This is a genomic window from Acetobacter papayae, from assembly GCF_047721125.1.
Lineage (GTDB): Bacteria > Pseudomonadota > Alphaproteobacteria > Acetobacterales > Acetobacteraceae > Acetobacter > Acetobacter papayae.
This window is the reverse complement of record NZ_JBDNWF010000015.1, coordinates 1-14,427: the sequence shown is the minus strand read 5'-3', so window position 1 is coordinate 14,427 and position 14,427 is coordinate 1. Positions and strand designations below refer to the sequence as shown.

Genomic DNA, 14,427 nt, shown 5'->3' with positions numbered 1-14,427 from the left:
GAACTGCCTCCCCCCATGCGTGTCCGCGTCTCTGGCTTCCGCCGCGCGGGGCCTACTCCTTTAAAGCAGACAGCAAGCCGCTATCGAGATATTTGGACACAGGCTGGGCCGTTTTGTAAACGCCTTCCCTGACATTGAACGCATCCGCCAGCCGCGTCGATTCATACAAAGACATGATATTGTGTGAATCCACAAAGCTCCTGCGGTTGTCTGCGAGCGTCATAAGCCGTGTGCCATCCAGAAGCTTTCTGTAAGTCGCGACATCAACCCCCACCCGCGCAGACATAATCCGCAGCGCGTCGTCCTGCGTTGCGGGGTCGTTGATGTAATGGACGACACGCTCCCATATCCGCATGATACCGAGCCATTCCGCCCGGTGGGCCGCAAGGCTTTCCGGCCCCACGGCAATGACATCGCACAGCAGGCCGGGGGCCTCGCGCGAGGTAAAGACAGGGCGGGCCCCCACCGCCAGCCGGAGCACCTGCCCCGCCGTTGGCTGCCAGACACTGACGGCATCCACCCCACCCGAGGCCAGAACCTGCGGGGCTTCGTTGGTCTTGATATTGACGAGGGTTACATCGCTTTCGCTCAGCCCCACACCCTTGAGGGCGTAGTCGAGCATGAAATCGTCCACCAGACCTTTTTCCACCGCCACCTTACGGCCCTTGAGGTCTTTGAGGCCATGCACATCAGCCGTGGCAATAATCATGTCATTGCCGTTGGAATAATCGCTTTGCAGGATCATGACGCTCTTGCGCCCTGTCGCCCCGATTGTCAGCACATCCCCCGCAGCGGCAGCAATGGCATCAAGTTTGCCCGCCGCGAACGCATCAAGCGAAGCACCGTAGTCAAACCACTGGAATGCGACATCCAGCCCCGCCTCGCGAAACCAGTTCTTATCGATGGCCACCTGCCAGGCCACATAACCGGGGTAATCGCTATAGCCGATGCGCAGCGGCTCGGCCCGCGCCGGGGCACAGCCGCCTATACTCAGAAACACCGTGAAAAACACAAAGGACAGCAAAAACGCGAAAGAAGACGCGCACCGCGATCCGGCTCGCATGACATGGTCCATGTTGTTTCCTTCCAGAGCTATGCGGCCCCGGCACAGACCGGGCCCGGCGGGTTACCCTCAGTCCTGCATGGCGCTGCCCCCGCGCCCATGGCGCGCTTCCTGCCCGAAGACCGATAGGCCGACATGGCTTTCAGGCAGGCTTATCCGGCCTTCCGCCACGCGCTGTTTGAGATAGGTAAATGTCTGCATCGTCTGGGCGGCGAGGTGCTCGCCCGCGATCAGGCTCTGGGCGGGCAGGCCATCCGCTACCGGCACCACGGGCTGAACGCGCACATGGTAATCCAGCGAGAAGAACAGCGGAAAAGAGTAGCGCTCCTCCGCCACTTTACGCACCCGGTGCGATGTAGCGACAAAGCGCCCCCCGCTCAGCAGTTCCAGCATGTCGCCGGTATTCACCACAAAGGCGTTTTCAACCGGGGGGGCATCCACCCATTCGCCTTTCTGGTTCATGACCTCCAGCCCCGGCGCGGTAGAACGCAGCAGGGTAAAGCACTCGTAATCGGTATGCGCGCCAATACCCGCCACATCATGGGCATCGGGGTCGAACGGGTAATGAATGAGCCTGAGCTGGCTGGGCGGGCGGGTCAGGCTGGATTCAAAAGCGTTTTCCTCCAGCCCAAGAGCAAGGGCAAATGCCCCCATGAGCCTGCACCCGATCTGGAAGGCCGCATCGTAATACTGGTTTACCACCTGCCTGAACGTGGCATCATCCGGCCACTGGTTAGGCCCTAGCAGAGGGTTGCCCGCAAGATATTCCGGGTCGGTGGCAGGCAGATCACGCGAGAGGTCGTAGGCTTCCTTGAGGTCCTTGCTGCCCGCGCTGAACACTTCCTCACCCTGTGGCACGTAACCACGATGGTTTGTGGAATTGCCGATATAGACTTTCATTTTTTCGTCCAGCGGTTGGGCGAAAAACCGTTTTGTCTGTTCCAGCAAGGCCTCGAACACGGCAGGGTCAAGCCCGTGCCCCGTCACATGCATGAAGCCCACATCCTGTGCCGCGGTAGCCAGAGCCGCCACCACTGCAGCTTTCTCTTCCGCCGTGCCGAAAAGACCCGCGATATCGACAACGGGAATGGAGGTGAAATCCGTGTTCATGAACGCAGTCCTTCTATTTTCCGTCATGCCTTGGGCAAATCAAGCAGCGTGTGAGAGTAGGGGCTGTCTGTCCCACAGCAAGGTGCAGGGCTGGCCATCGGCTTCCTGCCCCGGCGTGGCCAGCGCGCCATCGGCCATGACCGACAGGTGAAAGGGGCTCCCCACCCGCCAGGGCAGGGTCGAGCGCATGATAACCGGCAGCCCGTCAGGCCCCTGCACATGCCCAAAGGAGATTTCGCACGCCACAAGTGCGCGCGCCGCCTGCAGCGTATCCGCGCGCTCCACGGCTTCGGCCAGAGTATTGGCCTGTGTGGGCGTGACTAAAGACGATGCCGCCTGCGCGAACATGAAATACGGCCCCACGCGCAGAGCCATGGCTCTGCCCCCTGCCCCACGCGCACGCAGGCGTAGCAAAACCCCTTCCGCCGCCTGCCAACCACCCGGCTGTGCTTCATCCACCGGGGCGGATAGCTCTGTTGCGCGGTGCCAGTGCTCCACATAAGGCTGATGCCGCCCTGTCTCCACCAGCATCGTATCCTGCCACGCCAGAAAACCGGAATCCGGCGTAGGCTCGGCAGGCTGGTAATCCAGCTCACGCTCCCAGACAAACGCCGTTCCATCTTCCAGCAATGTGCCAGCAAACCCCTGCTGGGCCGCCAGTGCCCGGCAGGCATCCCATGTCAGGTCATTCAGGCAGTTCACTGAGGCAAAATCGGGCAGGTCAGCAGGCTGGCGCAGGTCGATATACCCGGCCCTGCCCTGCAACCACACAACCTGTGTTGTCGTATCCTGTCGCCCGTCAGGCCAGGCGATCAGCGAGCGGGTCCATAATCCCTGCAGGTCGGCCAGACCGGGTGTTACCTGCCCGCAAGGCGTCTGCCCTGTGGGTAAAGACACGCTGGCGGCGGATGCAAAACCTGTCATGTCTCTGACTTTCCATTCGTCCTGTTACAGAACGAACTGTCTCACAGACCATAACGGATACGGAACGTCCAAAAAACCGATGCAGAGCATAGATACAATCTATGGGTGCCCGCATAATTGCGACTGATAGGTTTAGTGCGCCTCGTCCTGCGCTGCTGGCGCAGGCGGTGCCTCGGGGGCCAGCGTATACAGGCTGATATCCAGCGTGCGCCCGTTGGAGTAATTCATACCCTGCACCTGCCCATGGGCGCGCAACCGGCTCGGCTGCCCACCCAGCGCATCGAGAAAGCGGGAACGATCACGCGTAGCCAGCAGCACCGCTGTGCAGGCGGGGTGCGCCAGCAGGCCCTGCGCCGCCTCAGCGGGGGGAGACAGCACCACCTGCCCGCCAAGTAGAAAAACCAGACTAGGCTCGGAAAAGGACACCGAATACACCCGCGTAACCGGGCAGGGTTTTTCCTGTTCCACAAGATCCGCCAGACGCGGCGCCAGCCAGATCGTGTTGAGCTGCGGCACAACAAACGTAAACAGTTCGGCATAGAGCAGGGCCGCAGCCACCAGCGCGCATAACAGGGCGCGTTGCAGCTCCAGCCGCCAGATCAGCACCATGGACAGGCCAATCAGCGGTAAGGCACCACCTGCCAGCACCAGTGCCTGTGGCGACACCGTGTGCTCCAGCCGGTACAGCAGCACTGGCCCGGCCAGCGCCAGCAGGCACCCGACCAGACACCACGCCACGCTATACCCACCCAGCAGCACACGGCCCCAGCGGCTTTGCGGGCCGTTGCGCCATGTCGCCCCGCCACGCCCCAGCAGCCCCGCCACCAGAATGGCTATGGCCGGATAGGTCGGCAGCACATAATGTGGAAGCTTGGTGGCAATAGCTTCAAACACCAGCCAGTGCGGCACAATCCAGCACAGCAGGTAGCGCACAGCCGGTGTCGCACGCTGCCGCCAAGCTTGGGGTGCCACCGCCGCCGCGAAATACGAACCCGGCCAGAAGGCCAGCACAAACACCAGCAGGTGATAACCCGGCGGCAGACCATGGGCTTCCTGCCCGGAGGCAACCTTACCCAGAAAATTACGCCCCACCGCCCGGCGGAAAAATTCGCCATGGCTGACAAGGCCTATCGCAATACACCACGGCAGCGCCACGGCCACAGCCACAAGCCAGCCCCAGCCGGGCCGCATCCTGCGCCAGAGATCCGCCCGCCGCTCCACCAATGCCAGAGCCAGCGGCGTGCCAAGTGCTGGCACCAGCACCACCGGCCCCTTGAGCATAAGCCCGCAGCCTATGGCCCCCCAGTACAGCAGCGCCACACGCAGCGGGGTCGGGCGTTCAGCCTCACGGTCTTTCAGGGCGCGCGTCAGGGCAAGCTGGACCAGCAGGATTGTCAGCAGCAGGCACGAATCAATGGTGGCCATCCGGCCTTCGGCCATGCACAGCACGCTGGCCAGCAGGATAAGCCCTGCCCATAGCCCCGCCTGTTCGCCAAACAGCGCACCACCAATAACGGCTGTCAGCACCACGGATGCCGTCATGGCCAGCAGGGACGGAATACGGTACGGCCACACCGCCCGCTCCTGCGAGGTGCCGGTTACGGCGGAAGCCAGCGCGGTAGAAGCGGATTCAAGCCAGTAAATACCCGCAGGCTGAAGATAGCGCGGTGCATCCTGAAAGCGCACATCTATGAAATTATGCGTCCGCAGCATCTGCGCTGTGGCTTCCATATACCGTGGTTCATCACGGTCAAACGGCGGAATGGAAGCCCGGCCGAACAGCAGCATGACAAAAGCTGCAAGTCCGAGAAAACTCAGCCGGAGCAGGCGCGGATGTTTTTTCAGCATTCCCGAACCGAAGCGGGCAGGCGCGTGCGATTACGCAGCCACATAACCCCCAGCAGATCGCGCACACCAACAACCGCGCGGTTGAAATTGGTGTATTTGGACTGCCCATGCAGTCGTGGCCGGTGCGAAACCGGGTGGCACACCAGCGGCACACCATAGGAGCCCAGCAGAGCGGGCAGAAAACGGTGCAGACCTTCAAACTGAGGCAGAGCCAGAAAATCAACGCGACGGAAAATCTTGATTGGCGCACCCGTATCCGGGCAGTGATCCTGTAACAGACGCTGGCGCAGCCCGTTGGCCAGACGGGTCGCTACCCGGCGCGACCAGCCATCCTTGCGGCGGGTACGCACACCTACCACCAGCGGGGGTGCCCCGTTGGCCGTGCGGGCGAGTGTCAGCAGGGGAGCCAGTTCACGCGGGTCGTCCTGTCCATCACCATCGATGGTGGCAATCCACACACCCTGCGCCGCCGTAATGCCGGTACGCAGCGCGGCTGATTTGCCGCAGCGCCTGTCATGCTGCAACACGCGCAGATTCAGAACCCCTTCGGCCCGAATGCGCTGCAGCACGGCCACGGTTGAATCCGTGCTGCCGTCATCAACAAAAACAATTTCGACAGAAGGGAGAACCGCACAGGCCTCGGCCAGTTCACGGCAAACCTGCGGCAGATTATCCTGCTCGTTCAGAACGGCAATGACGATACTCAGCACAGGCCGAGTATCGTCATGAGAAAGCAGAGATGCTGTCTGTTCTACCTGCGTCATGCTCAGGCAGGCCTTGTGGCGCGCGCTATCAGGCCGCGTGCGCCGCCAGCGCCTTGGGCAGATTGGCCAGAGCCTGATCCACCAGAGCGGAGGCAGAATTGGTGTCGAGTGTCTGCGGAATGACATCCTGAGCGGCGTCAACTGCGACATCGATAGCAAGCTGGCGCACTTCCTTGAGGGCTGCGCGTTCGACAGCCGCAATCCGGTCACGCGCCATCTGCTCGTGACGCTTCACGGCGTCCTCGGCTTCCTGACGGGCTTTCAGGGCGATGTCCTGTGCCTGCTTGCGGGACTGCTCGATCAGGCTACGGGCTTCGGCCAGAGCATGTTCACGCTCACGCGTGGCGTCCTCCAGCATCTGCTCGGCTTCACGGCGCAGATCGGCTGCTTCGTCCAGTTCCTTGCGGATACGATCCGCGCGGTTGTCCAGAATGGCTGCCAGCGGCGTCCAGATCTTCTTGCCAACCAGCACGAAGAACAGAACGAACGAAACCGCGACCCAGAAACCCGCTTCGTGAAAAATGCCGGACATGACGTAAATTCTCCCCGAACCGGATCAGACGGCGCGGCGCGCTGAGGCGCCTTCAACCTTTTGGGCCACAAGCTGGGCATCAGGGGCGAGACCGGTCAGGCGCTGCACGAGAGCCTGCGTGGTGTCGAGCGCAATATCCCTGAGGGCACCCAGCGCGCGGGCTTTTTCAGCCGCGATACGCTCTTCGGCGTCCGCGATTTCCTTGTCCAGACGGGCATTGATATCCTGCATCTGCTTTTCAGCGGCCTGACGTTCTTCGTCGAGCGCTTTCTGCAGGTTGGCCTGAGCCTCCGACATGGCATCCTTGCGGGCCTGCTGGAGTTCGGCCACTGCCCTGTCCGCATCGTGCTTGGCGGCGCGGGCGACTTCGAGATCACTCGAAATACGATGCGCGCGGTCTTCCAGCACACGGGACACACGCGGCAGCATGGCGCGTGAAAGGACAAGATAGAATACGAGAAAAATCACCGCACCCCACATGACCTGACCGGTCACGAGGGGGTTGGCGAAATCAAGCTGAGGCATTCCCGAGGCGTATGCACCAGGTGCGGTGGCGGCCAGCAGGGAAACACCGCAAGCCGACATAAGCAGTCCAGCGCGAACTGTCTTCGTCATCATACGCACGGAAATGTCTCCTCCCTAAGTTCTGATCTGTCTCAGACGAAGAGGATCAGGAACGCGATCAGCAGCGCGAACAGGGCGATAGCTTCTGTCAGCGCGAAGCCGAGCATGCCCAGGCCGAACACATGCGGGCGCGAAGCGGGGTTGCGCGCGATGCTGCTGACCAGCGTTGAAAAGATGTTGCCGAGGCCGATACCAACGCCGGCGAGGGCGATCACGGCGATACCTGCACCGATTTCCCGGGCTGCAGCGATGTCCATATCAGTCACTTCCTTGTTTCAAGACAGTTTCAAACGAAACGGGCAAAGCAGCTCAGTGAGCCACGGCCTCCCGCAGGTAGATGCACGTCAGGATGGCAAACACGTAGGCCTGCAACACACCAACAAGCAACTCAAGAGCCATAAGCGCCACGTTAATGGCGATAGGCCCAATCGCGAACACGTCACCCACCACGCCAAAGCTGGCGAGCATGATAACGAAGCTTGCGAAAATATCGAACATGACATGCCCCGCCACCATGTTGGCGAACAGTCGGATGGACAGGCTCACCGGACGGGACAGAAAGGACAGGATTTCAATCGGAATCAGCAGCGGCGCAAGGAAGGGGCTGGCACCATCGGGCATGAAATGCGCGAAGAAACGCAGACCCTGCGACTTGAGCGACACCACCACGCTCAGCACGAACACCATCAGCGCCAGAGCGAAGGTAACCGCAATATGGCTGGTGAAGGTGAAGGAGAAAGGCAGAAGGCCGATATAGTTACCCGCCAGGATGAAGAAGAACAGCGTAAACACGAAGGGGAAGAAAGCTGCCCCTTCAGCGCCGATCGTATCAACCGCCATGGTATGGATGAACTCGTAGCACACTTCCGCCGCTGCCTGCAGGCGACCGGGCACCACGGCAGCAGGACGCATACCCAGATACAGGAAAGCCAGCACAAGGCAGACAGCCACCACCATGTACACAGGAGACTGGCTCAGACGCAGCGCATCGCCCAGACCCCCGAGAATGGGATGAAGCTCAAACTGCTCAAGTACGTTGATGCTGGAACCGCCCGCCACAACCGCTCTCCCAAACCCGGCCCCGAATCGCCTGCGCCCGCGCGCATGGCCGATACCGGGCCTTCAGCTTCCTATGTTCTGTCCATCGGCTTAACGAGCCGCCAGACATTGAGTACGCCCGCACCACCACCGAGCAACGCGAAGAGAACCAGAAAAAGTGCCCGCGTACCAAGCCAGCGATCCAGCCCCCACCCGATAGCAACACCCACGACCAGAGCCGAGAGCATTTCGGTGCCAGCCCGCAGGGCCAGCGAGGACAGGGCCTTGTCTGCCCCTTCAAGGGCAACCTGATCCGCTGTTTTTTCCTCTACCACCATACCGTTGCGGCGCTCTGCCGCATTCAGTCTGCTGGAAAAGGAATCGTCTTTTTTCCCATTCATTCTCCGCACCTCCCGAAGGGTGCAGGCGCTTGCTAACGGGGCAGGCATATCCTGTCAAGAAAGCATGACAGACCAGAACGCCAAAATATTGCCTTATCCCCAGCTACGCCGCATTCCGCGTCATTTCCGCCACGCACGCACCATGCGGCGTGATCGCTTATTCTCCCGCGTTTTCGGCTGGAGCAGGCAGAACGCCCACCAGACCACGCGCATAATCCGCCGCCTCGAACGGGCGCAGATCCTCCGCCTGCTCGCCCACACCCACGGCATGAACCGGCAGGCCAAACGTATCGGCCAGCGCCACAACAATGCCACCACGCGCCGATCCGTCGAGCTTGGTCACCACAAGCCCGGTTACATTCACAAGTTCGCGAAACACCCGCACCTGCTCCACCGCGTTCTGCCCGGTGGTGGCATCCAGCACCAGCAGCACGGAATGGGGGGCCGTTTCATCGAACTTACGCATGACGCGGATGATCTTGGCCAGTTCCTCCATCAGCGCGCTTTTATTGTGCAGCCGCCCCGCCGTATCGACAAACAGCAGGTCCGCCCCTTCGGTTGTGGCACGTTGCAGCCCCTCGAACGCCAGCCCCGCCGCATCGGCTCCCGGTGGCCCGGCCATGACAGGGCAGCCCGTACGCTGGCCCCAGACCTGCAACTGCTCCACCGCCGCGGCGCGGAACGTATCGCCCGCCACCAGCATGACCTTGCGGCCCTTATCAGTGAAAAAACGCGCCATCTTGCCAATGGTTGTGGTTTTACCCACACCATTCACCCCCACCACCAGCACCACATGCGGCCGGTGCGCGGGATCGGGTTCGAACGGTTTGGCCACGGGCTCGAGAATTCGGGCAATTTCATCGGCCAGTGTGGTGCGGATTTCCTCATCCGTCACTTCCGCGCCAAAGCGGCTGGCGCGGAAGGATTCAATCACCCGCTCCGCCACCGCCGGGCCCAGATCAGCCGTAATCAGCAGGTCTTCCAGTTCTTCCAGCGCCGCGTCATCGAGCTTGCGGCGCGTGAACAGCCCGCTCAGCCCATCGCCCAGCTTCTGGGTAGAGCGCGAGAGCCCCTGCTTGAGACGAGAGAAAAAACCAAGCGCCATCTCAGATCCTTTCGGCCACCAGCCCCACGCCGTCCACCGCCACGGGCATGAGGGTCACAATCTCTCCCACCTCGGCCTCGCCATGGGCAAGCCGCACGGGCGCGAACTGCTCGCTATGCCCGGTGGTGGGGGTTTCCATCAGCACACGCAGGGGCTGGCCCAGCAGCCCGGCATGATAGCGGGCAGCAGCCTGTGCCCCCACATCGCGCAGGGTGGCAGCCCGCGCCCGGCGCTCAGGCACCGGCACGGCGCGCATACGGGCCGCCGGAGTGCCCGGTCGCTCGCTATAGGGGAAGACGTGCAGGTACGGCAGCGCCTGTTCAGCCAGAAAACGGCGCGTTTCCTCGAACAAAACTTCGTCCTCGGTCGGGAAACCCGCGATCACATCCGCCCCGATCCCGATATCGGGCCGCAGGGCACGCGCGCGGGCAACAACCGCTGCGGCATCCTGCGCCAGATGGCGGCGCTTCATACGCTTGAGGATCATGTCCGAACCAGCCTGAAGCGACAGGTGCAGATACGGCATGAAACGCGGCTCAAGCTCCAGTAGCTGCCAGACATCCTCGTCAATTTCCACCGGATCGACCGAGGACAACCGCAGCCGTTCAAGCTCTGGCACCAGACGCAGCACCCGGCGGCAGAGCTGCCCCAGCGCGGGACGCCCCGGCAGGTCCGCCCCCCATGAGGTCATGTCCACGCCGGTCAGCACGACCTCACGGTAGCCTGAGCGCACGAGGGCGCGCACCTGCTCCACAACAGCGCCTACCGGCACCGAGCGCGACGGCCCCCGCCCGAAGGGAATAATGCAGAAGGTGCAGCGATGATCGCACCCCTGCTGCACCTGCACGAAGGCGCGCGTGCGCCCGGCAAACTCCGTAACCAGATGCGCCGCCGTTTCGCGCGCGGCCATAATGTCAGACACGGCGCGGGGCTCCGCCATGGCGGCGGGCGACCAACTTTCGGCCTTCAGCTTTTCCTCATTCCCCAGCACGCGGGTGACACCCGGCAGGGCGGCCCAGCGGTCAGGGTCGATCTGGGCGGCGCAGCCTGTCACGACAATACGGGCATCGGGGTTGCGGCGATGCGCACGCCGGATAGCCTGCCGCGCCTGACGTTCGGCCTCGCCCGTAACCGCACAGGTATTGACGATAATGACATCACTGCCGCCATCCGCCGTCTCGCCCAGCCCCTGCGCGTGGTTGCGCATGACTTCGCTTTCCCACGTATTCAGGCGGCAGCCGAATGTCAGGATTTCCGGGCCGGAGGCCGTATCAGCCACAACCCCGTCTTCCCCTGCGGGAAGAGCCAGCCCGGCGGTGTCCTCGGTAGGCGGCAGGGCCTGTTCCGAATCGGAGAGAGGGTTCATGACGGATAAGCGGCCAGATCGACCACCCCTTCAAAACTGGCGGTGGCAGGGCCGGTCATCAGCACATGGTTGTTGGCTGCCCATTCGATACGCAGCTCGCCGCCATCCAGCTCCACCGTGCACAGCCGCGCCCCCAGCCCCCGCCTTGCGGCATTGACCACAGCGGCACATGCGCCCGAACCACAGGCCTCGGTCACCCCCGCACCGCGTTCATGCACTTTCAGGCGCATGCGGTCTGGAGCCTGCATGATAGCCAGCCCGATATTGGCCCGCTCGGGAAAAAGCGGATCATGCTCAAGAGCAGCCCCCTGATCGAGCAGGCTAAAATCCTCGACAAAGAAAGTCGCATGCGGGTTGCCCATGGACAGCGCCGCGGGCGCGCCCGGCAGCGGCAGGCTGAGCGTATCCATGGCCGTGGCCAGTGGTACGTCGCGCCAGTCCAGCCGGGGCGCGCCCATATCAACCGTTACCAGCCCCGAGGCCGTATCCACCGTAGCGGGCAGCAGGCCCGCGCGCGTCTGGAGCACAGGCGTTGCCAGCCCCTGCTGGCGGTGCAGCAGATCCGCCACACAGCGCGAGGCATTACCGCAGGCCCCGGCCTCGGACCCGTCAGGGTTGAAAAAGCGCACCAGCACATCCGCACCCGGCAGGGTGGGAGTGGCCAGCGTTACAAGCTGGTCACAGCCGATACCACGCCTGCGATGCGCCAGCGCCGCCACGCAAGCGGGGGTCAGCGGCAGGGGGGCGGGGCGCTCATCGAGAATGACAAAATCATTCCCGAGCCCGTGCATTTTATGGAAGGCTGTCAGCATGGGCGCAGATATAAGCGAATTTGCACGCAAGCACCATGCCCGCGTGCAGGCTGTTACGCGAAAGGCTCAGACAAAGCGGCCCGGCGCACCACGCTCAAGCACCTCTATGCGATAGCCATCGGGGTCTGTCAGGAAAAAGAACGTGCCCACCACGCGCTGATTTTGACCGCTGCCATGGGTCATGGTCTTGACCGGCGTTACCGGGTACCCGGCGGCACTCAGGCGGTCATGTTCTGCCTGCGCATCGGCCACGCTTACGGCCAGATGCCCGTACGCCGTGCCCAGATCATACGGTTCCGCCCGTCCGTGGTTGATGGTCAGTTCCAGCTCGAACGGCCCGCCCTCGCCCGCCAGATAAACCAGCGTAAAACCATCGAACACCAGTTTTTCGACCACATGCAGGTTTAACGTTTCTTTGTAAAAACGAACTGACCGTTCTTCTTCGAGAACGCGCAGCATGCTGTGGATGAGCCGTGCCATGACTGTTATCCTTTCGTCGTATAGGAAATATTAAAACTTTCGGCGTGCTTAAAGCATAAAGCGATGCACTGAAATTATTTTTTAAGGAGCTTTCCCTTTACGAGCTACCTGCGAAAATGGTTCAAACTGAATACAGTTCCGCCACCCCAATACTTGAAACGCCGAGCGAATGCGCCATTTTAGCCCTCAGCTGCCATCCATGACCCTATTTGTAAAAATCGGCCTGTTCACGGGGACAGTTCTGGCGACAGCGCCCGTCCTGAGCAGCCTGCCCTGCCTTATTGGCCGCGCCAGCGCTGCTGATCTGGACGCGCTGGAAGAGCAGATCGCCAATATTCAAGCGCAGCAGCGCGCACTGCAAAAAGCACTGGTTTCGGTTCAGCAGCAGGTCGCGGCCCATCGCGCGGCTACCGGGGGCACCAGCCGGGCCGCACATCATGCGGTCAGTGGCACGGCGGCCCATCATGCGGCCCTGCAGGGTATTTCAGGCGTTGCCGATACATCAGAAGGCGTAGGGCTGGCAGAACCCGAACCGGTTGTCAGCCACCACCGCTATGCAAGCGGGCCGGATGCACAGCCCGTGTTTTCCGGCGCGCGCGATGTCCCCGAGGTCGAATCCGTTATCGGCCACCGGGCGGAAGATGTTGTCTCCCGTCTGGCGGAAAACAACGTAGGCCCCCACTCGCGTGAAACGGTGGGCGCACAGGCCGCTGGCGCTCTGGGCGACCACGGCGTGTTCCACATGGGGCCTGTCACCCTCATTCTCGGTGGCTTTCTGGATGCGGCGGCGGTGGAAGAAAACCGCCACACCGCGACCGGCACCTTCAATTTCTGGCAGGATATCCCCTTCCAGAACCAGTCTCGCTACCACACGAACAATTTTGAAGGCAGCGCGCGTTACAGCCGTATCTCGCTCATGGCGCGCGGCAATGTGGACGCCCACTCCACCATTTCAGGCTTTTTTGAAATGGATTTCGGCGCGGGCGCTTCCACCACCGATGCATATGAAAGCAACAGCTACGCACTCCGTATGCGCCAAGCCTATCTGGCGTATGACAACAGCGAGTATAATGTGCACTTTCTGGCCGGGCAGGCATGGAGCATGCTCACCCCCGGCCGTATCGGCATTACGCCGCGTCAGGAAAGTCTGCCTGAAACCATCGAATCCTCCATGCTGGCGGGCCAGACATGGGCGCGGCAGTTGCAGTTCCGCTTCGTCAAGGACTTCCTTAACCACCGGCTGTGGGCTGGTCTTTCGATCGAAAACTCCGCAACCCTGTATGATACCAGCAGCTTTGATGGTACAGGCTGCGTCACAAACGGAAACGGCGCTGCAAGCCAGAGCAGCGGTCAGGTCTGCATGCCGAACGGACGAACCGTTACTGTGGGCTATAACGGCACGGGCCTGACCAACCCAGCCCTGTTCTCCAACGAAATCGCGCCTGACATCATCGGCAAGCTCGCCTGGGACCCGCATTGGGGCCATTACGAAGTGGAAGGCATCTTACACTTCCCGCATGATCGCGTGTCCACGCTGGGTGGCGGCCATAACAACACCGCCGTTGCCGGAGGCGGCGGTGGCTCCATGATCCTGCCCGTCATTCCCCACAAGCTGGAAGTGCGCCTAAACGGCCTTGCAGGCTACGGTATTGGCCGCTACGGCTCGGTTCTGCTGCCAGACGCCACACTTAACGCCAATGGCTCGCCCTCTCCGCTGCTGTCGGTGCAGGCCACAGGTGGTATTGTAGCACACCCCACGCCACGGCTCGATGTGTATGGATTCTTTGGCTACCAGTCCTCTGGCCGCAGCTATTTCAGCAGCGGCGGCAAAAACTACGGCTATGGCAACCCCAACTACAATACCTCTGGCTGTAGTGTTGAACTGTCGACCGACTGCACGGCCAACATTCACAGCGTGATGGAAGCCACCGCAGGGGCGTGGTACCGCTTCTTCAAAGGCAAATACGGCACCGTGCAGGGTGGCCTGCAGCTTGCCTACTCGCGTGTAAATGCCTGGAGCGGCAATGGCGGCGCACCCAACACAAGCCTGAGCGAAGTGTTCATGGATTTCCGCTACCTGCCTTTCCAATAAGACTTTAATTGCGCCTGTGGTCACCCGCGCACCCCCAGCGGGCCTTGCACGGGCGCAACACAGGCGAACCTGAAAAAGCATGAAGAGAGACAAGATGCTGGTCTTTCAAGGCCAGAGGCTATAATGGCCTTGTTCTTCTGCTGTTGCCTGGACTTAACGAATGCCCTTTCAGAACGCTCCCGCCCCCCTAGCACGTGCCCTGTCGGCGCGCGGGTTTGAAGCCCCCACCCCCGTGCAGGCCGCCGTTGTGGCCCCGGAGGCGCTGGGG

15 protein-coding genes are annotated in these 14,427 nt (G+C 61.9%); 1 reads left to right on the top strand and 14 read right to left on the bottom strand.

The window, feature by feature from the left end:
- Positions 1-52 precede the first annotated feature (52 nt).
- From ABF757_RS06565 to ABF757_RS06500, 14 genes are all read right to left on the bottom strand, one after another.
- Positions 53-1,075: an ABC transporter substrate-binding protein gene (locus tag ABF757_RS06565; RefSeq protein WP_415481453.1), complete on the bottom strand. Its 1,023-nt coding sequence runs from the start codon at positions 1,073-1,075 to the stop codon at positions 53-55.
- Positions 1,076-1,132: 57 nt separating this feature from the next.
- Positions 1,133-2,173, bottom strand: a complete 1,041-nt coding sequence (locus ABF757_RS06560) for an isopenicillin N synthase family dioxygenase (protein WP_415481452.1) — start codon at positions 2,171-2,173, stop codon at positions 1,133-1,135.
- Positions 2,174-2,212: 39 nt separating this feature from the next.
- Positions 2,213-3,097, bottom strand: a complete 885-nt coding sequence (locus ABF757_RS06555) for a hypothetical protein (RefSeq protein WP_415481451.1) — start codon at positions 3,095-3,097, stop codon at positions 2,213-2,215.
- Positions 3,098-3,229: 132 nt separating this feature from the next.
- The gene (locus ABF757_RS06550) at positions 3,230-4,945 is read right to left on the bottom strand and encodes an ArnT family glycosyltransferase (RefSeq protein ID WP_415481450.1); all 1,716 of its coding nucleotides are present in this window, start codon (positions 4,943-4,945) and stop codon (positions 3,230-3,232) included.
- Complete coding sequence (locus tag ABF757_RS06545) at positions 4,939-5,709, bottom strand: glycosyltransferase (RefSeq protein WP_415481449.1); 771 nt, start codon at positions 5,707-5,709, stop codon at positions 4,939-4,941. The genes ABF757_RS06550 and ABF757_RS06545 overlap by 7 nt, the downstream gene beginning before the upstream one ends.
- Before the next feature lie 28 nt (positions 5,710-5,737).
- Complete coding sequence (gene atpF / locus ABF757_RS06540) at positions 5,738-6,232, bottom strand: F0F1 ATP synthase subunit B (RefSeq protein ID WP_035371190.1); 495 nt, start codon at positions 6,230-6,232, stop codon at positions 5,738-5,740.
- A 33-nt stretch (positions 6,233-6,265) separates the two neighbouring features.
- Positions 6,266-6,859, bottom strand: coding sequence for a F0F1 ATP synthase subunit B family protein (locus tag ABF757_RS06535; RefSeq protein WP_051543278.1), 594 nt, complete (start codon positions 6,857-6,859; stop codon positions 6,266-6,268).
- Between the two features lie 38 nt (positions 6,860-6,897).
- Positions 6,898-7,122: an ATP synthase subunit C family protein gene (locus ABF757_RS06530; RefSeq protein WP_003624142.1), complete on the bottom strand. Its 225-nt coding sequence runs from the start codon at positions 7,120-7,122 to the stop codon at positions 6,898-6,900.
- A 52-nt stretch (positions 7,123-7,174) separates the two neighbouring features.
- Positions 7,175-7,924, bottom strand: coding sequence for a F0F1 ATP synthase subunit A (locus ABF757_RS06525; RefSeq protein ID WP_025861281.1), 750 nt, complete (start codon positions 7,922-7,924; stop codon positions 7,175-7,177).
- Positions 7,925-7,995: 71 nt separating this feature from the next.
- Complete coding sequence (locus ABF757_RS06520; RefSeq protein WP_025861280.1) at positions 7,996-8,304, bottom strand: AtpZ/AtpI family protein; 309 nt, start codon at positions 8,302-8,304, stop codon at positions 7,996-7,998.
- Between the two features lie 157 nt (positions 8,305-8,461).
- Positions 8,462-9,409 carry a signal recognition particle-docking protein FtsY gene (gene ftsY, locus ABF757_RS06515; RefSeq protein WP_415481448.1) on the bottom strand — a complete coding sequence of 316 codons (948 nt, stop codon included), beginning with the start codon at positions 9,407-9,409 and terminating at the stop codon, positions 8,462-8,464.
- A 1-nt stretch (position 9,410) separates the two neighbouring features.
- A complete protein-coding gene (mtaB, locus tag ABF757_RS06510) occupies positions 9,411-10,775 on the bottom strand; it encodes a tRNA (N(6)-L-threonylcarbamoyladenosine(37)-C(2))-methylthiotransferase MtaB (RefSeq protein WP_415481447.1) in 1,365 nt (454 codons plus the stop codon).
- On the bottom strand, positions 10,772-11,587 hold the full coding sequence (gene dapF / locus ABF757_RS06505) for a diaminopimelate epimerase (protein WP_415481446.1): 816 nt from the start codon (positions 11,585-11,587) through the stop codon (positions 10,772-10,774). The genes mtaB and dapF overlap by 4 nt, the downstream gene beginning before the upstream one ends.
- 66 nt (positions 11,588-11,653) lie before the next feature.
- On the bottom strand, positions 11,654-12,067 hold the full coding sequence (locus tag ABF757_RS06500) for a VOC family protein (protein WP_415481445.1): 414 nt from the start codon (positions 12,065-12,067) through the stop codon (positions 11,654-11,656).
- Between the two features lie 199 nt (positions 12,068-12,266).
- Between ABF757_RS06500 and ABF757_RS06495 the strand changes: the two genes are divergently transcribed.
- Positions 12,267-14,159 carry a hypothetical protein gene (locus ABF757_RS06495; protein WP_415481444.1) on the top strand — a complete coding sequence of 631 codons (1,893 nt, stop codon included), beginning with the start codon at positions 12,267-12,269 and terminating at the stop codon, positions 14,157-14,159.
- Positions 14,160-14,427: the final 268 nt, after the last annotated feature.